Raw genomic sequence first — 18,418 nt, 5'->3', positions numbered from 1 at the left:
ATTAACCACGATAACCTGCTCCTTTGGATCTGACTTCATATTTATCACAGCCATATGTTTCCTGCACACAGAAAATTTTTTCAGTTGGAAGTTCCATATATTCACTTTTATTAGTGACTTTTTTATATTTATCTTTCTGTGAAACAAAGCACAGCATTGTTCCGAAACTGCTTTGCCCGAAAACACTGTAATCACCAAACATGCATCCGTAGCAATTTTTGAATTGGTATTTATCATCAAATTGATCCCGGATTTGATCAAAAGCAGATTCGATCAGGTCACCCGTTCCGGTATAATTTTTTCCGTCTATGGTTATGGAAAGTGTTATTTTTTCAAATTCAAGTCCGCCTCTTGGTATAGGATTTCCAATAGAGTATTCAATTTTTAAATCGGAATAAAATTCGGAAAAATTTGTTTTGTCTATGATCAGTTGAGAGATAAAAACTTCAAAAATGCAATTGCAAAGCGCTTGTTCAACTATATCTGTATTGTAAATGGGTATCTCAAAAAATGTAAACCTTTTTAGCTGATCATCTGTATATTTAGCTATGTCAGAAACAATTAAGCTGGTAAATTCAGAACCTGAAAATTCGACACCATCAATTTCTGTGAATAAAGTTTTAAAATTATTCTCAATGATTATTGCTGTCTTTCCAAAATTATCTTTGTAAGTTCCGTGATATTTTACCTGTCTTTTCATATTTAATTTCCAATAATCCTGTACACAAAATCTAAAGCTCGTTCACCAAAATATATGAAGTGCTATAGAAACTATTGTCATCTTCCAAGATTAGCCTACGATCGAATAAATAAGAAATATGTAAAATAATACTATAGTTATCCGTATTCTACAAATATAAATAAAGTGTAAACAGATTTACTCACAGTTTATGCCGAAATGATTTAGTAATTGAAAATAAAAAACCTCAAAAATATTTTGAGGTTTATATGATAGGAAACAGACTCAATGTCTGTTAAAACTATTTAGCTGGTTTTTTAGGACTCATCATCATGATCATTCTTTTTCCTTCAAGCTTTGGAAGCTGGTCTACTTTTCCAACGTGCTCCAGTTCCTGGGCAAGTTTTAGAAGTAATATTTCTCCCTGGTCTTTAAAGATAATTGAACGTCCTTTAAAAAATACGTAGGTTTTCAATTTTGAACCTTCTTCAAGAAACTTTTCAGCATGCTTCTTCTTAAATTCATAATCGTGGTCATCAGTCTGAGGTCCGAAACGGATCTCTTTTACAACCACTTTTACCTGCTTGGCTTTTAGTTCCTTCTGCTTTTTCTTTTGCTCGTATAAAAACTTCTTATAGTCTAATATTCTTGCAATGAAAGGCTCAGCCTTATCGGAGATTACGACCAGATCAAGCTCCTGCTCTGTGGCAAGCTGTCTTGCTTTATCTATCGGATAAACTCCCGGCTCTACGTTATCGCCCACCAAACGAAGCTCTCTCACACGAATTTTATCGTTGATCAAGTGTAAGTCCTCCTGTACCGGACGTCTCTGTGGGCCCCTGTTGTTAAATCTTTGTGCTATTGTATTATAATTTTATTGGTTAATTACTATTTTATTTAAAATTAAAAGATTCGGAGATTTAAAAATTAAGAAATTACACGTACGAATCTCTTAATCCCTTAATAACTTAATCTCTTAATTAATTTTATATCGCTGCCTCCTTTTTAAAATAAGCAACAAAATCTTCCATGCTCATGACGCCAAGATCTCCTTCACCACGTCTTCTTACAGAAATTGTGCCTTCCTTCTCTTCATTTTCACCTACAACCAGCATGAATGGGATTTTCTTCAATTCCGCATCGCGGATCTTTTTCCCTGTTTTCTCATTCCTGTCGTCAATCAGACCGCTAATATCGTGATTTTCCAAAAATTGTGAAACTTTTTTTGAATAATCTACATATTTTTCACTGATCGGTAGAATGATGAACTGATCCGGGCTCAGCCATAGCGGGAAATCTCCTGCTGTATTTTCTAAAAGGATCGCAATAAACCGTTCCATAGAACCAAATGGCGCTCTGTGGATCATTACCGGTCTGTGCTTCTCATTATCGCTTCCGATATAGTGAAGATCAAATCTTTCCGGTAAATTATAATCTACCTGGATCGTTCCAAGCTGCCATTTTCTTCCTAAAGCATCTTTTACCATGAAATCCAGTTTCGGACCATAAAAAGCAGCCTCTCCGTATTCTGTAATGGTATTTAATCCTTTTTCTTTTGCAGCGGTAACAATGGCAGTTTCTGCTTTTTCCCAGTTCTCGTCGGTACCGATATACTTTTCAGTATTTTCAGGATCTCTTAAAGAAATCTGAGCGGTGAAATCTGCAAATCCAAGTGAACCAAATACATACAGAACTAAATCGATGGTCTTTTTAAACTCTTCCATCAACTGATCCGGAGTACAGAAAAGGTGGGCATCATCCTGGGTAAATCCACGCACTCTTGTAAGCCCGTGAAGTTCTCCACTTTGCTCATATCTGTACACGGTTCCGAATTCTGCATATCTTTTCGGAAGATCCCTGTAGCTCCATTGTGAAGTTTTGTAGATTTCACAGTGGTGAGGGCAGTTCATAGGCTTCAGCATGAATTCTTCTCCTTCGTTAGGAGTTTTGATTGGCTGGAAGCTGTCTGCACCGTACTTATCCCAGTGTCCTGAAGTTACATATAATTCTTTTGCCCCGATGTGTGGCGACATTACGAATTCATAGCCTCCTTTTTTCTGGGCATCACTAAGGAAATTCTCCAATTTCTTTCTTAAAGCGGTTCCTTTTGGAAGCCATAAAGGAAGACCTGCACCCACTTTTTCAGAGAATGCAAAAATTCCAAGTTCCTTACCTAGTTTTCTGTGATCCCTTCTTTTAGCTTCCTCCAGTCTTTCAAGATATTCGGTAAGCTCTTTCTGTTTAGGGAAAGAAATACCGTAGACTCTTGTCAGCTGAGGATTTTTTTCATTTCCTCTCCAGTAAGCTCCGGCTGCATTTAAGATTTTCACGGCCTTCACAATTCCAGTATTTGGAATGTGCCCTCCACGACATAGATCTGTGAAATTATCATGAGTTACAAAAGTGATCTCTCCATCGTTAAGATTGGAAATAAGCTCCACTTTGTAAGGGTTATCTGCATACGTTTTTAATGCTTCTTCTTTAGAAACAGGATATAAAGAGAATGTTGAACCTTTTTTGGCATTTTCCAAAACTTTCTTTTCAATCTTATCAAAATCTTTTTCGGATAAGCTTTCGTCCCCAAAATCTACATCATAATAGAATCCACTTTCAATAGCGGGTCCGATCGTTAATTTAGCATTAGGATAAAATTCAAGGATAGCCTGCGCCAACAAGTGGGCAGAAGAATGCCAGAATGCTTTCTTACCAAGATCATCATTCCATGTTAACAACTGTACCGTTGAATCCGTCGTTATAGGTGTGGTGGTTTCTACTTGTTTGCCGTTTACAACTGCGGAAATGGTATTTCTAGCCAATCCCTCGCTTATAGATTTTGCCACATCTAAAGGAGTAACTGCTCCTTCGAATTCTTTGACACTATTGTCTGGAAGTGTAATTTTTATCATTGTTTACTAAAAAATTTTAAGATGCAAAAATACGCATTTTTTAGATAAAATACTATATTAGCCTGCATTTAGAATAAGAATTAATATCAAAGAAGAAAAAGATTGCTGTAGTTTTGGGTCTCTTTATTTTTACATTCTGCTTTTTACGGGAAAACAGATCAGGATTCAGGCTTTTACAACCGAAATACTTAAACTCCTTTTTTTACAAATAATCTTTAATTCCAGGCATAGAAAGGAACAATAAGAATTTTGAACACGAGCTAAAAAGTAATGTAAAACTTTCAAAGATTTGTTCCCGGTAACAAGTATATTGAATTAATGCATTAAAAAAACAAAAAAATAATTTTACCATTAAATCATATGAATTTTAATATTGATCTACACTGCGATTTATTATGCTATTTACTTGAAGAAGGTTCGGCAATTGATGACAGGGAATTGGGCTGCTCGCTGCCTTTTTTAAAACAGGGAAACGTGAAGCTTCAGGTAATGGCCATATATGCCGGGACAGGGGGAAACAGCTCTGCTAACGGAATAAAACAGAGTGAAATATTTTCCGAGCTGATAAAAAATGAAAACTTCTTTTTATTCGAAGGCGAAAACTATAAAAACACTGGGAACAGCGATAAAGTAGGTGTTATAGCTTCCATTGAAAATGCCTCCGCTTTCTGTAATGAGGATGACACTTTGGAGGCAGGCTTTAAAAATCTTGAAACGATTATTGAGAACACCAGGAAAATTCTTTACTTAGGAATCACGCATCACACAGAAAACCGTTTTGGAGGTGGAAATAATTCCGAAGCCGGACTTAAAGACGATGGAAAAGTCTTGATAGACTATATTGAAGACAGGAAAATTGCCATAGATCTGGCCCATACAAGCGATCAGCTGGCTTATGATATTCTGAATTACATAGATCAGAAAAATTATAGCATTCCCATTCTGGCAAGCCATTCCAATTACAGAAGCATTCAGGATAAAAAAAGAAATCTTCCGGACGAACTGGCCAAAGAAGTTATTAAAAGAAAAGGCTTAATAGGTCTCAATCTTATAAAAGACTGGCTGGACGATAACAGCCCTGAAAGATTATATGAACATATTCAGCACGGGATTGATCTGGGAGGGAGCGATGCTGTTGCATACGGTCTGGATTTTTTCCATGATAAAGCCCATCCGGACCAATCCCGTTACCCTTTTTTCTTTGAAGGTTATGATGATGCTTCTGCATTTAATACAATCAACAGCAGGCTTGAAAAGGATTTTTCAACTGAATTGATGGAGAAAATCAGTCATAAAAATGCTTTGAAATTTTTAGAAAGAATTTCGGTTTAGATGGTGGCTTCAGGAGCCTCAGCCACCAGATGATATATTTACTGATTGATATGTTAAAAAGCGCTTGGTTGCCTGAGGCTTCCGACGCTACCAGGCATATTTTATTTCTTCCTTTTATACCGTACTTTCTGTTTGATGATCTCAATGACATCCACATTTTTAATCTTGGATTTTACCCAGCCGTGAATATCAATATACAGCAAAGATCTTCTGTAGTATTCATTTTTTGAAAATTCTTCCAGTACTTTGTCAAATGCTTTAAATGATTCCTGCTGACGGCTTAAAACCAGATTGTTAATATTTTTAAAGAATTGAATACTTTCAAAATGGAAAGCTTCAGGTTTTTTCATCTTGCGGGCAAATTTCAGCGTTGAATTGATGAATTCATCATAGTCTTCATCATTACCGGACTCATATTTGGCCATTAAAATCAGGATACGGGTATGAAAAAGAAGATCCTCCTGAACATTCCCTTTACATTCAACCACTTTCATGGAATATTCAATGGATTTCCCAAACATTTTACTTCCAAAAAACATGGCAGCCATTTTCAGGTAAAGAATCATAAAGTGATGTTCATCAATTCTTTCCCTGAGTTTCTCCATCTTCATTTCAATTTCAGGAATAAGTTTTGTGCCTGTAAAAAATTCACCTTTCACAAAATGGATGTTCATTAAAGTATTGTAATGGGTAAGGAAAATCAAAGCCTGCAAATTTTCATTCTGGGCAAAATTCTGGGAATTTACCATGGCATTGAAGTTCTCGAAATGTTCCTCCAGAATGTCAATATTCCCATACAGGAACAGAATTTTCAGCAGGTAAGTATTTCCTTTGATATACCATACCGGATGGCTGAGGATCATTTCAGGCTTTTTATGGAAAAGATCCACCCATTGATAGGCGTATTTCAACGTATACTTATAATCCTGAAGCAGCTGGTTTTTCCAGACATGAGCTTTAAAGTACCATAGCTTCTCTGTAAAATTAAGCTTTTCCAGTTTTATTTTTTGAATCTGATCATTGAAAAGTTCCAATACCTTTTCCCGGTCTGCATCATTTTTCACATAGCCATGCATAAGCATTTCACTGTACAATCTCAGGGAAAGGTTGGAAAGTTCTGTTGCATAATGATTTTGCTTGCTGATTTCCGTAGACTGCTGGATCAGCTCATCAGCTCTTCCTTTAATACTTCGTGTAATAAACTGGGATTCAATTACTTTTTCAAGGTCTATAATTTCTGAAGCTATACTTTTTTCGTCCAGTTCCAATGCGGACTGTTTCGTTTTATCCAGTATTTTTAAAGCCTGTTTGTAAAGTCCTTTCTGATATAGGATGTTGGCAAAATCAAGCTGTTCGCGAAGCTGTATTCTGTAATTCTGATGGCTGGGGTTCATGCGGAGGCTCACCAGGATCTGCTTATAAAGGTGGGCCTTCAGGTTGGAAAGCTGCTGTTTGGTAGAAATTTTTTTCTCAATGATGATATGTTCATCATATTCTTTCATTTTGTCCAGTTCTGAAAAAAGCAGCAGGAATTTAGCGTCCACATTAATTCCCAGACGATTGACGTACAGCTTGAACTGACGTTTTTCAGAAGTGGTTAATGACTTGATCAGTACAAACAAAAAATCTTTCTGCAATTCTGCCATTGTAAATTTATAAAATGTAATATTTTGATTATGAGATAAATAATATTGATTTTCCGGTTGTTGAATATTGTAATTTTCAGCAAAAATGAAAATGCAAAAATATTGTAAGCGGTAGTTTTGATCAAAATTAAGTAAAAAAGTTCATTATGAATTCCGAAAAAATTGAAATTTTTGATACTACGCTGAGGGATGGGGAACAGGTTCCCGGATGTAAACTGAATACAAAACAAAAACTGATTATCGCTGAAAAGCTTGATAGTCTAGGGATTGACGTAATAGAAGCGGGTTTTCCAATTTCAAGCCCGGGGGACTTTGAATCCGTTTCAGAGATTTCCAAGCTGGTAAAGAATGCGAAAGTATGCGGATTAACGAGAGCGAATAAAAAAGATATTGATACGGCTGCGGAGGCACTTAAATATGCAAAAAGACCGCGTATCCATACAGGAATAGGCACTTCAGATTCTCATATCCGATATAAATTCAATTCAACACGGGAAGATATTATTGAACGCGCCGCAGAAGCTGTGAGGTATGCAAAAAGCTATGTGGAAGACGTAGAGTTTTATGCTGAAGATGCGGGAAGGACAGATAACGAATACCTGGCGAAAGTCTGCGAAGAAGTCATTAAAGCCGGAGCTACAGTTTTGAATATCCCTGATACAACGGGTTATTGTTTACCTGAAGAGTATGGGCAGAAGATAAAATACCTGAAGGAAAATGTAAAAGGTATTGAAAAAGCAATTCTTTCATGCCACTGTCACAACGATCTGGGATTGGCTACAGCCAATTCAATTGCCGGAGCTATCAACGGAGCCCGCCAGATCGAATGCACGATTAACGGGTTAGGAGAAAGAGCTGGAAATACTGCTTTAGAGGAAGTTGTTATGATTTTAAAGCAGCATAAAGACTTAAATTTTCATACGGACGTCAATTCAAAGATGCTTAACGAAATGAGCCTTATGGTTTCAGATCTGATGGGAATGCCGGTACAGCCCAATAAGGCTATTGTTGGGGCCAATGCCTTTGCACACAGCTCGGGAATTCATCAGGATGGGGTGATCAAAAACAGGGAAACTTACGAAATTATCGATCCTGCGGAAGTGGGTGTTAATGATTCTTCCATTATTCTTACGGCAAGAAGCGGACGTTCGGCTTTGGCTTACAGGTTCAAGCATATCGGTTACGATATCACTAAAAATGAGCTTGATTTCCTGTATCAGGAGTTTTTGAAGATTGCCGACCGCAAGAAGGAAGTTAAAAATGATGATCTTTATATGATCATGGAAACATGCAGCAGAAAGATAGGATAGTATTAAAATCAGGTAAATTAAAAATGAACAACATAAAAAAGACACTTTTTGATAAAGTCTGGGATGCCCATGTAGTAGAAACTATTCCGGACGGACCTCAAATCATTTATATAGACAAACATCTGATCCATGAGGTAACCAGTCCCCAGGCTTTTGCAGAACTTGAAGCAAGGAATCTTGAAATTTTCAGACCCAACCAGATTGTAGCTACGGCGGATCACAATGTTCCTACGCTTGATCAGGAAAAACCAATCCGGGATGAGCTTTCAAGAAACCAGGTAGAACAGCTTACGGTAAACTGCAGAAAAAATAATATTGAACTATTCGGACTTGGACATCCGTATCAGGGAATTGTCCATATTATTGCTCCTGAGCTGGGAATTACCCAGCCGGGAATGAGTATTGTATGCGGAGACAGCCATACCTCTACCCATGGTGCTTTTGGGGCCATCGCTTTCGGAATCGGGACCAGCCAGGTGGCACAGGTTTTTGCAAGCCAGTGCCTTCTGCTCGATAAGCCCAAATCCATGAGAATAACAGTATCCGGAAAACTGAATGAAAATGTTCAGCCGAAAGATGTGATCCTGTATATTATTTCTAAAATAGGAACCGATGGCGGAACAGGCTATTTCTGTGAATATGCCGGAAATGTTTTTGAAGAAATGTCTATGGAAGGAAGAATGACGGTCTGCAATATGAGTATAGAAATGGGAGCCAGAGGAGGAATGATTGCACCTGATCAGACTACTTTTGACTATGTAAAAGGAAGAGCATTTGCTCCTAAAGGTGAAGAATGGACAGAAAAACAGGCCTATTGGGAAACTCTTAAAACAGATGAAGGAGCTGTTTTTGATAAAGAACTGACATTTGATGCATCACAGATCTTTCCTATGATTACTTACGGAACGAATCCCGGAATGGGAATTTCAGTGAATGAAGTGATTCCTGTCCCTCAAAATGAATCTGAAGAAAAAGCCCTGAAATATATGGGACTTAAAGCAGGACAGGAAGTTTCAGGAATTGAAGTGCATCATGTTTTCATCGGAAGCTGTACCAATGCCAGGATAGAAGATTTCCGTTCTGCAGCACAGTATATTAAAGGAAAAAGTAAATCGGAGAAGGTAACAGCCTTGATTGTTCCGGGTTCCCAGCAGGTCGTGAAGCAGATTTATGAAGAAGGTTTGGATAAAATATTCAGCGATGCAGGATTCCAGATCCGCCAGCCCGGATGTTCGGCGTGCCTGGCCATGAATGACGATAAAATTCCTGAAGGAGAATACTGTGTCTCCACATCCAACAGAAATTTTGAAGGAAGACAGGGGCAGGGTGCGAGGACAATTCTTGCCAGTCCGCTTACGGCAGCAAAAGCAGCGATAGAAGGTAGGATATCTGCTTTTGAAAGTTTAAACTAAATCTATTAAAAAGTACATGCAAAAATTAGTTGTTTTAAAATCCCGCGCAGTACCGCTGCCGGCAGAAAATATAGATACAGACCAGATTATTCCGGCAAGATTCCTTAAAAGTATAGACAGAAAAGGTTTTGGAGAGAACCTGTTCAGGGACTGGAGGTTCAATATTCATACAGGAGAGCCGAATCCGGATTTTGTTTTGAACAATCGTAAATTCAGTGGTGAAATTCTTGTTGCGGGAAATAATTTCGGTTGTGGAAGCAGCCGTGAACATGCCGCCTGGTCTTTAACGGATTATGGCTTTAAAGTAATCATATCAAGCTATTTTGCTGATATTTTTAGAGGAAACGCCCTGAATAACGGGCTTCTCCCTGTAAAAGTTTCCGAAGAATTCTTAAAAGAAATTCTGGAAGGCATTCATGAAAATCCTGATAATGAAATTGCCATTGATGTGGAATTACAGTCTGTAAGCTTTAAAGATACAACCGAGACCTTTGAACTTGATTCTTATAAAAAAATATGCCTGCTAAACGGTTATGACGATATCGATTATTTAATCAGCAAAAAAGAGGCAATACAACAATTCGAACAAAAAACACAAAAGTATGAGCAGCAGTTATTTTAAAATAGCAGTTTTGCCCGGAGACGGGATCGGGCCGGAAGTGGTCGGCGAAAGTATTAAAGTTTTGGATGCTGTGGCAGAAGTTTTTCAATGCCAGTTCAAGTTTTCCTATGGATTAATGGGTGCTGAAGCCATTTTTAAAACCGGAGACCCTCTTCCTGAAGAAACATTGAGGATCTGTAAAGACTCGGATGCTGTCCTTTTTGGGGCGATTGGAGATCCTGTTTTCGATAATAACCCTGAAGCAAAGGTAAGACCTGAACAGGGGCTGCTGAAACTTCGGAAAGAACTGGGACTGTATGCCAATATCCGGCCTCTGAAGACCTATGCTTCACTTATTGATAAAAGTCCGCTGAAAAGAGAAATTATTGAAGGAACGGATATCCAGATCTTCCGGGAGCTGGTAAGCGGTATTTATTTTGGTGAAAAATTTACAGATCCGGATGGTAAATATGCTTACGATGTATGTAAATACAGTACAGAAGAGATTATTCCTATTGCCCATATGGCTTTTAAGGAAGCTCAAAAAAGAAGAAAAAAGCTTACTCTAATTGATAAAGCTAATGTTCTGGATACTTCAAGACTTTGGAGAAAAACCTGCCAGAAAATTGCCCCGCAATACCCTGATGTACAGCTGGATTATATATTTGTAGACAATGCAGCCATGCAGCTGGTTCTGAATCCAAAACAGTTTGATGTGATCCTGACAGAGAATATGTTCGGGGATATTATTTCCGATGAAGCAAGTGTTATCGGAGGTTCCATCGGGCTTTTACCATCGGCATCGATAGGCGAGGAAAATGCTTTGTTTGAACCTATTCATGGTTCTTATCCTCAGGCAAAAGGGAAGGGGATTGCCAACCCTGTTGCATCTATCCTCAGTACAGCGATGATGCTTGATTATCTTGAGCTTCCCGAAGCAGCAGATAAATTGAGAAGGGCAGTGGAGCATGCTATTGAGAACAGGTATGTTACTGTGGATCTTAATTCGGAGCAGCATTATTCCACGAGCGAAGTAGGAAGTTTTATTGCAGATTACATTAAATATTCTGAAAAGTCTTATTACAATTTCGAAAATATCAAGATTGGTAAATCTACAATCGTATAGTTACAAATAAAGTTCACATAAATAATAGATTAGTTAGAAAGGTTCTGTTCCGTTGGGATGGAATCTTTCGTTTTTATCTGCTTAAGATTTTACAAAAAAAAAATTCTGCCTCGTATGAGACAGAACCTTCTATTTTTTGGTATTATCCGTTTTTCCTGATTTGTTTTTTGAAGATTTCTGGACATCTTCTTTATCAATATCAGGGGGATTGCTTTTTTCTGATGAAGCAGGAATGTTCTGAAAATCTTCATTCTGCTTTTTTGTTTCTGCACTGTTGGCAGATTCTTTCTTTTTGTTGTCTTTTGAATCCATAGCGTTATATTTTTAGAGTCCTAAAACACCGAGCTTGCCGGTTTCATCTTCTATGGTATAATCCAAAGCTTTTGCCAAAACGAAAATATTATTGAGATTTTCCAATAATTGTTTGCGACCTTCAGTTCTAAGTTGGTTCTGGTTAACGGACTGTATCGCCGTTTCCTTGGCTTTTTGGGTTACATTTTTAATGTCTTTTTCAGAAATCCTGTTAAAAAAGGAATCATCCAGTGACTGGATTTCAACGCTTGGGGTAATTCTTATTTCCGCATCAGGCAGTTCGGTGATCACTAATTTTTTGTTGATGGAATCTACTTCTATCTTCATTTTATTAAGATCATAAGAAACCTGGGCATTGGTTTGGGTGTAGGTAATAATGCTGTTGTTTGAAACTTCTTTTCCAAACACCTCATAGCCCATTTTGGTTTTCTGCATGCTGGAAATATCCTGCTCCATAACTACCATCTTATTCATTTTAGAGATCTGGTTGGTCAGAATATAATAATCTGACTTTTCCGTCTTTCCGCCAAGATTTAAACATGATTTGAGCCCGAAGAACAGGATGAGCATAACGAGAATTCCCGCTGCAAATGATATGATTACTTTGTAATTTCTCAATTTATTTGTTAAAAATTTCTTTGATTACAGAACTGTCGTCTTTTTTCATGATTTCAACCAGATCCCTTTCAATATATCCGGTGGTAGGCATTTCTATGATCCTTCCGATCTCTTTTCCATATCTTTCAACAATAATGGTAGGGACTTTCTGGATGTTATAGCGTACCTCATCTCCGGTAGGGGATTCCTTTTTGCGGTTTACGGCAATGATTGTCAGTTTATTATCAGGATATTTAAGTTCTTCCAGGATTTTCATTAGCCTAGGGAAATCCCTGTGGCTGTCTTCACACCATGTTCCCATAAAAACGACCAGAGAATAAGTATTGAATTTGGCTTTTTTCAGTTCACCGATGGCTTTCTGATCAATGGCATACTCATCGTGCTCTTTCACGTACCAGTCTGCATACGGAGCTTTCAGGAACTGTTCTTTATATTGGTTCCCTAACAGCATTTTACCGTCATTCTGAGTTTCTACCTCGCGGTTCATCACGACCTTTTGGGCGCTGAACTGCTGGGAAGCCAGGACAAGGCTTGAAACGGCAACAATATTAGTAATAAATTTCTTCATATTATTTTTCGATAATTGTTTTTAAATCTGCAGGAGAATAGTACTTGTTTTTAAGAACTTTATGGTCTGCTTTTCTGTAGACGTTAAATTTCTCTCCCGATTTTTCATAAAAAGATTCTACTTCCTTTTCTTTATAAAATGCTACAGTTTCCTCTGCCTGTTCTGCATTATCGCATGCTTTAGACATATTGGAACGCTGTACTTCGTTAAATAGCTCTACAAATTTATTGCCAAGTCCGAATTCCAGTACAGCTCCGCTTAAAACATACTGAAGATCACACAGGGCGTCAGCAATTTCTACAATATCATTATCGGCAATGGCCTGCTTCAGCTCGTTTAATTCTTCCTGTAAAAGTTCAACTCTAAGGTTACATCTTTCCTGAGAAGGAATTTGTGGGGTATCTAAAATAGGGGCTTTAAAAGTGGTGTGGAATTCTGCTACCTGGTTCAGACTATCAATTTTATCCATGAATTTTATTATTTACAGCAAAGATAGAAAACGATTTTGAAAATTTTGGCATGCACCTACATATCTGTCCCGTAAAAATCTGACTAATTTTTAGTGGAAAAGCTTTGTAACGAAAATCCACAGCCTGAACCGTGGATTTTATTTTAAATTTTTAAGGATAAGATGAACTTTGCAGTTTTTATTATGAATGTATTAAAAAAAAACATCTTGATTTTTCTTAACTTACTTTAATCTCTTCATCTTTCTTAATGGTTTAAGAATGTAAGCAGATTATTCCAATTCTTCATATTCCCAGACACCGGAAATTTTTAAAAGTGTCAATCCCGGCTGCCATTCCCCATAACTGAATACGCAGAAGTATTTTGAGTAACAATTTTGACAGTCCGTTCCAAAATATAAAGTAGGTAAATCATTTACCGTTAACTCTCCGAGATATGATATTCTACGGGAGGTTTCAGTAACGATTTTGTTTTCTAATAACTCATTTCTAGATAGGACTTTGTCTTCATCGTAAATCTGAAAAATAGGGAAGCCGGATTCATAAGGAAAGATTTTAACGGAATTCTCCTGACCGCAATCACAACATATGAATTGGGTTACAGCTGCCGGGACGATTTCATCATTGCTGAAATGGTTTTTGGCAAGGGCTGCCTGCCTGATGAGTTTTATTTTTTTAAATATTGAATACATCTGAGTTTATTTATTGCTGAATCACTGTTCCTACCTGATTATTGTATTTTCCGCTAGGGCTTTTTTTAATGGTAATCCTTACATATCCTTCCTGGGCCAGTTTATTCCATGTTTTCTGATAACCTGTTGCCACATCAATCGGGATTTTCCACATCGTCTGCTTTCCTCCGCCGATCTGATTAAACCAGGGAATTACATCTGCCGTTTGAGATTTGAAAGGTAGTAAATTATTCAAAACATCTATTTCGTAATAGAAATCATATTTATTCTCGGGTTGGTTTAATGCTCTTTGGGAGAAAGTATACACATATCCATTGATGATCGGGCTTGTGAAGCTTCCCCCTAAAGTAGGGACACCCGTTCCGTCATAGCTGCCAACAGCTCCGCTATACCTGTCGAATTTTTGGCCTGCCTGAAACGGAACATCATCAACGATATTGTATCCGCCGTTGGCAGGAGGCCATCCACCATTAAGATTGTTGGCATTGAAAAGTGCTTCCAGCTCGCTCCATTTTCCCTGTTTGTATAAATCAAACGCTTGATTTCTGATGGCCTGGCTTACAGTTCCGGCCGGATCATAGGTTAAGGCGAATTCATCTGCATTTTTATAAAACACATGGGTAACGACTCCCGTGGGATTTTCGGTTTCTTCATTGTCTGAACTACAGGCAACTGAAAATAATAGAGTTGTTACTAAAAAAAGGTACTTGAATAAATGTTTCATGGTAAAAGTTTTATGGTTATTTTTTTAAGCTTTGGGTATTGTTTTTTATGAAATAAACTTGCTCCGACAATTTTTTTATTGCAGACCATTTAAAAAATAAAAATTCAGTTGAGAGGCTTATATGGTATGAGCTGAGGGCACAATTATCAGTTCTATCAAGCCCGATCAGTAACGGTACAAAGAAATCTGAATGATAAATTTAAATTAAAAATTTTAAATCTTAATAAATTTTGTTTAAATAAGTAATTACAATTGAATTTTAATTATTTATATTCTGTTTTTAGAGTTTTATTTGTATTATAAATGTCCGTTAATGTTTTAAAATCATAGACATAAAAAAAGACTGCCCGAAGGCAGTCTTCCAAAGTGTTTACTGAATGGTTATTAATTTTTAATAAATCTCTTGGCAGTTTCTCCAACCTGGATCATATAAGCGCCTTTGATAAGTCCGCTTACATTAACGCTGCCTCTTTCAAGTTTTCCTGAATTGATTAGTTTTCCACCCATATCGAAGATTTTATACTCTTCTGATGTCGTGTTTGAAATATGTAATACATCTCTTGCCGGGTTTGGATACAACTTGATATCAGTGATCAGATCCTTGATATCTGTAAGTTCTCCTCTTCCTGAAGAAACAATATTCAGGGTATAATCCTCAACCTGTCCATAAGTATAGGCCTCACATGAAGAAGTAGGTACGGAGCTGTATTTCATCATTACTCTCATTCTTGTAGAGCCAACAGTGGCAGTTGCAGGGATAGTAATACTTCCGGTTACAGGGGTTGTTGTGGAACCTGCTTTGGACCAGGCAAGCTCTCCGCTGTCTGTAAAGTCGCCGTCACCGTTATAATCAATATATACCGCGTAAGCTTCGCTGTAAACCGTTGAAGTCCATGTTGGAGTTATCGAAATGGTATAAGCGCTTCCTCTTGTTACATTCGTAGAAACTGAAGTGAAGTTCTCATAACCTGCTGTTCCTGTTGAAGTATTATTGATGGTTCCGAATTTCACATTTCCGATTCTTTCATCTGCTGTATTGCTCGCAGAAGAAGAGCAGTAAGTTACCGTACCTCCTGAAAGGGTGGTAACGCTCACTGTATTGCTTGAAGGAGAAACGTTTCCTGCTGCATCTTTAGACTTAACAGTGAAGCTGTAAGTAGTTGCAGGTGTTAAGCTTGTTACTGTATATGTTGTAGATGCTGTAGAACCAATTAATGAAGTACCCTGATACACATCGTAACCTGTAACGCCTACATTATCTGTAGCTCCACTCCAGGAAAGATTAGTGCTAGTGGCTGTAGTTCCGGAAGCTGCAAGGGTAGGAGCTGTAGGTGCTACGGTATCCGTACCTCCGCTGCCTGCATTCACTGTAATATTGGCATTGTTCACATCAAAGAAGATATGGTTTGAGCCTTTTACCATAATTCTTCCTGTTGTTGTAGATGAATTTGGAATCGTTACGGCCTGTGTTCCATCGTTTGGAGTTCCTGCAAGAAGGGTAGTCCATGTATTTCCACTGTCTGTTGACCATAAAATGTCTACATTGGCAGCATTCACGCCATTAGCAGTTGTTCCTGCTACATTCCATGTTACGGTTTGTGAGGTTCCTCCCGTATAGGTAGTTGCGGAGTTCTGTGAAGAAACACTGAAAGGTCCTGCTGTTCCGTTTACTGTAATTAAAGCATCGTCGGAATTATTTCCTGAACCTCCGGCTCTGTTATCACGTACTGTAAATCTGAAATTTAATGATCTTGCAACGTTGGAAAGTGCCTCAACTGTGATCTCTGATCCCGCTGTAGTTGTAGCTCCTGCTAAGATAGATGACATTTTGGGGAAATATCTTGTTGGAGAAGTTGTAGGAGTCCATGATCTGAAAGTTGGACCTGATGCTTTGGTAGCACTGGCTGCTGAGCTTGCTCCGGTTTGGGATGATGAAGCGTTGTCCATCTGTTCCCAGATATAGGTTAATGAATCTCCGTTGGCGTCAGTTCCTGTTCCTGTAAGCATGAAAGGTGTGCCTTTAGGAATCGTATAGTCAAGACCGGCATTGGCTGTAGGAATGGCATTTCCTGTTGAAGTGCTTACCGGACATGTTTTTGCTTTAATATTATTGGTGATCTGCTGGATGCTTATCGCATGGAAAAATGCATCGGAATGAGGCTGGATATCCTGAGAGGTAATTCCTGCATACCCCATAATGGTTGATCCTGAGCCCGGTTCCATATTCGCGCCGGTTCCTTCATTGTTCATAGAGAAGGTGTGATTTCCTCCAAACTGATGGCCCATTTCGTGGGCAACATAATCAATATCAAAATTATCTCCTGATGGAATAGCGTCTGCCGGTGAAGTATATCCGCTTCCTTTTGATCCGTTTGTACAGATACAGCCGATACATCCTGCATTTCCGCCTCCTCCGGAAGCACCGAATAAATGCCCGATGTCATAATTGGCTTCTCCGATCACAGAAGTAAGGGTGCTCTGAAGCTGTGAATTCCAGTTGCTCATTCCTGAAGCGGGAGAATATGGGTCTGTAGAAGCGTTGGTATAAATTACAGCATCATTGTTGGCGATCAGAACCATTCTTGCTGCAAAATCTTTTTCAAAAACACCATTTACACGGGTCATTGTATTGTTGATGGCGGCAAGGGCATTTGCTTTGGTGCCTCCAAAATACGTTGTATATTCCCCGGTAGTTGAAAGGGCAAGCCTGAATGTTCTCAGCTTGGCATCATCTGCATTGGGCCTGGCAGCAAGGGTATTGTTGGACACTCCTTTTTGGGCTACGTCGATAACGGTACATTCGAATTTGCTAAGATCATCTTTTTTGTCGGACTTTCTATATACTACATAAGAAGAAAGGTCTTTGGTGTAAGGCTCGATAAACACTGCAGATTTATCTCCATAGATCTCCATGGAAGAAAGACCAAGGGAAGAGGTGCTGAAATACACAGTTGAATTAGAATCGCTAAGGCCTTCGCCTACATAAGATTTGATATCCGGATACTTCGCGGCAAGCTGAGGGTCAAAGTTTGAATTTTCTCTTACTTTAAAGTTTTCCATTTTCCCTTCAGAATTGGGAAAAGAAATGATAATCTCTGATTTTTCTCCCGGAGCAAGTCTTTTCGGGGCCTTGGCGAGAGCGTTTTTCAGTCCTTCAAAATCTAAGCTGTAGATTTTCGGATTGTTGATTTGGGTTTTGTTTTCAAAAACGTTTGAAGGTGCTTTTTTTGAACCTTCACTCCAGAGACGGTCAGTCTGCGCGAAAGAGATGCCTGTAATAAGAAGCATCCCAATCATGGATAATTGTTTTTTCATATGAAATTTTATTTTTGATTGTGGAATATCAAAGCTAATAAAAAATTTATTACGAAAAACAAAATTATTTAAGAAATTTTTAGAACATCTGTTCAGTTTATTATGCAATGCATTGAATATAATTTAAAATGTATTATCTCAAAAAAAGAAAATAGCACACGCAAAATACGTATGCTATTTACTTATCTTAATATAAGTCTAAATTATTACATCTGGTCGTCAGCCGTAGGTCCGTATAAGCCAGGTACGTTATTCCCTGTTGCTCTCAGATAAACAATCAGCTCACCTCTGTGGTGGTATAAGTGATTGTATAAAAAAGAACGGATCACCTGGATCTTCGGCATAGGAGGGAAAAGTGGGTTTCCACCCATTTCCATTTTCCATTCGTTAAAATAGTGGTCTTCATTTGAATTTTCTATAACTTTCTGTGCCTTGGCTACATTTTCTTCAAATTTTGCTACAATATTTTCAGCTTTGGAAATATCACCTTTATCATACTGATAGGTTCCCATATCGAAAACATCCTGATTGAAAGTTGCTTCATACCAGTTATATACTTCTGCAATGTGAGAAGCTAATTGGCCGGTAGTCCAGTTCTTTTCAGAAGGTTTCCAGTTCAAAGCACTATCCGGGATCGCTTTTAACAGTTTTCTTGTGCTTTCTGCTTCATACAGAAATTCACCTAAGAGGGCTTGTTTAATCATTTGTGT

The 18,418-nt window shown here is 38.1% G+C and carries 17 protein-coding genes; 5 read left to right on the top strand and 12 right to left on the bottom strand.

What is annotated here, in order from left to right; genetic code table 11:
• Position 1 precedes the first annotated feature (1 nt).
• The 3 genes from BUB03_RS11750 to thrS all read right to left on the bottom strand — a co-directional run bounded on the left by BUB03_RS11750 (position 2) and on the right by thrS (position 3,585).
• Positions 2-700, bottom strand: coding sequence for a DUF6304 family protein (locus BUB03_RS11750; RefSeq protein WP_052352597.1), 699 nt, complete (start codon positions 698-700; stop codon positions 2-4).
• A gap of 280 nt (positions 701-980) precedes the next feature.
• On the bottom strand, positions 981-1,481 hold the full coding sequence (infC, locus tag BUB03_RS11745; RefSeq protein WP_172617123.1) for a translation initiation factor IF-3: 501 nt from the start codon (positions 1,479-1,481) through the stop codon (positions 981-983).
• Positions 1,482-1,665: 184 nt separating this feature from the next.
• Complete coding sequence (gene thrS / locus BUB03_RS11740; protein ID WP_073063288.1) at positions 1,666-3,585, bottom strand: threonine--tRNA ligase; 1,920 nt, start codon at positions 3,583-3,585, stop codon at positions 1,666-1,668.
• Between the two features lie 360 nt (positions 3,586-3,945).
• Between thrS and BUB03_RS11735 the strand changes: the two genes are divergently transcribed.
• Positions 3,946-4,917 (top strand): dipeptidase, encoded by a 972-nt coding sequence (locus tag BUB03_RS11735; protein ID WP_073063285.1) that lies wholly within the window; start codon positions 3,946-3,948, stop codon positions 4,915-4,917.
• A 101-nt stretch (positions 4,918-5,018) separates the two neighbouring features.
• On the opposite strand, the gene BUB03_RS11730 is transcribed toward BUB03_RS11735, so the two are convergent.
• Positions 5,019-6,563 (bottom strand): hypothetical protein, encoded by a 1,545-nt coding sequence (locus tag BUB03_RS11730; protein WP_073063284.1) that lies wholly within the window; start codon positions 6,561-6,563, stop codon positions 5,019-5,021.
• A 146-nt stretch (positions 6,564-6,709) separates the two neighbouring features.
• On the opposite strand from BUB03_RS11730, the gene BUB03_RS11725 reads away from it, so the two are divergent.
• From BUB03_RS11725 to leuB, 4 genes are read left to right on the top strand one after another with little or no spacing between them, the layout of a single operon-like run.
• The gene (locus tag BUB03_RS11725; protein ID WP_073063281.1) at positions 6,710-7,873 is read left to right on the top strand and encodes a 2-isopropylmalate synthase; all 1,164 of its coding nucleotides are present in this window, start codon (positions 6,710-6,712) and stop codon (positions 7,871-7,873) included.
• Positions 7,874-7,896: 23 nt separating this feature from the next.
• Complete coding sequence (leuC, locus tag BUB03_RS11720) at positions 7,897-9,285, top strand: 3-isopropylmalate dehydratase large subunit (protein WP_073063771.1); 1,389 nt, start codon at positions 7,897-7,899, stop codon at positions 9,283-9,285.
• A gap of 16 nt (positions 9,286-9,301) precedes the next feature.
• Positions 9,302-9,907, top strand: coding sequence for a 3-isopropylmalate dehydratase small subunit (leuD, locus tag BUB03_RS11715; protein WP_073063279.1), 606 nt, complete (start codon positions 9,302-9,304; stop codon positions 9,905-9,907).
• On the top strand, positions 9,888-11,012 hold the full coding sequence (gene leuB, locus BUB03_RS11710; protein WP_073063276.1) for a 3-isopropylmalate dehydrogenase: 1,125 nt from the start codon (positions 9,888-9,890) through the stop codon (positions 11,010-11,012). The genes leuD and leuB overlap by 20 nt, the downstream gene beginning before the upstream one ends.
• Positions 11,013-11,141: 129 nt before the next feature.
• Here the strand turns inward: leuB and BUB03_RS11705 are convergent, their stop codons facing one another.
• From BUB03_RS11705 to BUB03_RS11670, 8 genes are all read right to left on the bottom strand, one after another.
• The gene (locus BUB03_RS11705) at positions 11,142-11,324 is read right to left on the bottom strand and encodes a hypothetical protein (protein ID WP_040995254.1); all 183 of its coding nucleotides are present in this window, start codon (positions 11,322-11,324) and stop codon (positions 11,142-11,144) included.
• Between the two features lie 12 nt (positions 11,325-11,336).
• Positions 11,337-11,942 carry a DUF4230 domain-containing protein gene (locus BUB03_RS11700; RefSeq protein ID WP_073063274.1) on the bottom strand — a complete coding sequence of 202 codons (606 nt, stop codon included), beginning with the start codon at positions 11,940-11,942 and terminating at the stop codon, positions 11,337-11,339.
• Between the two features lies 1 nt (position 11,943).
• Positions 11,944-12,510, bottom strand: coding sequence for a TlpA family protein disulfide reductase (locus tag BUB03_RS11695; RefSeq protein WP_040995250.1), 567 nt, complete (start codon positions 12,508-12,510; stop codon positions 11,944-11,946).
• Between the two features lies 1 nt (position 12,511).
• Complete coding sequence (locus tag BUB03_RS11690) at positions 12,512-12,979, bottom strand: pyrophosphohydrolase domain-containing protein (protein ID WP_073063272.1); 468 nt, start codon at positions 12,977-12,979, stop codon at positions 12,512-12,514.
• Between the two features lie 270 nt (positions 12,980-13,249).
• On the bottom strand, positions 13,250-13,669 hold the full coding sequence (locus BUB03_RS11685) for a hypothetical protein (RefSeq protein ID WP_073063270.1): 420 nt from the start codon (positions 13,667-13,669) through the stop codon (positions 13,250-13,252).
• 10 nt (positions 13,670-13,679) lie between these two features.
• Entirely contained in the window at positions 13,680-14,393 is a 714-nt protein-coding gene (locus BUB03_RS11680) for a glycohydrolase toxin TNT-related protein (protein WP_073063268.1), read from the bottom strand.
• Positions 14,394-14,777: 384 nt separating this feature from the next.
• Entirely contained in the window at positions 14,778-17,708 is a 2,931-nt protein-coding gene (locus tag BUB03_RS11675) for a reprolysin-like metallopeptidase (protein ID WP_073063266.1), read from the bottom strand.
• A gap of 206 nt (positions 17,709-17,914) precedes the next feature.
• Positions 17,915-18,412 carry a DinB family protein gene (locus BUB03_RS11670; RefSeq protein ID WP_040995245.1) on the bottom strand — a complete coding sequence of 166 codons (498 nt, stop codon included), beginning with the start codon at positions 18,410-18,412 and terminating at the stop codon, positions 17,915-17,917.
• Between the last annotated feature and the right edge of the window lie 6 nt (positions 18,413-18,418).

This window comes from Chryseobacterium oranimense (assembly GCF_900129755.1).
In the GTDB taxonomy this organism is placed as follows: Bacteria; Bacteroidota; Bacteroidia; order Flavobacteriales; family Weeksellaceae; genus Chryseobacterium; species Chryseobacterium oranimense.
Note: the sequence above shows the minus strand (reverse complement) of the source record. Positions and strands in the feature narration are given on the sequence as shown.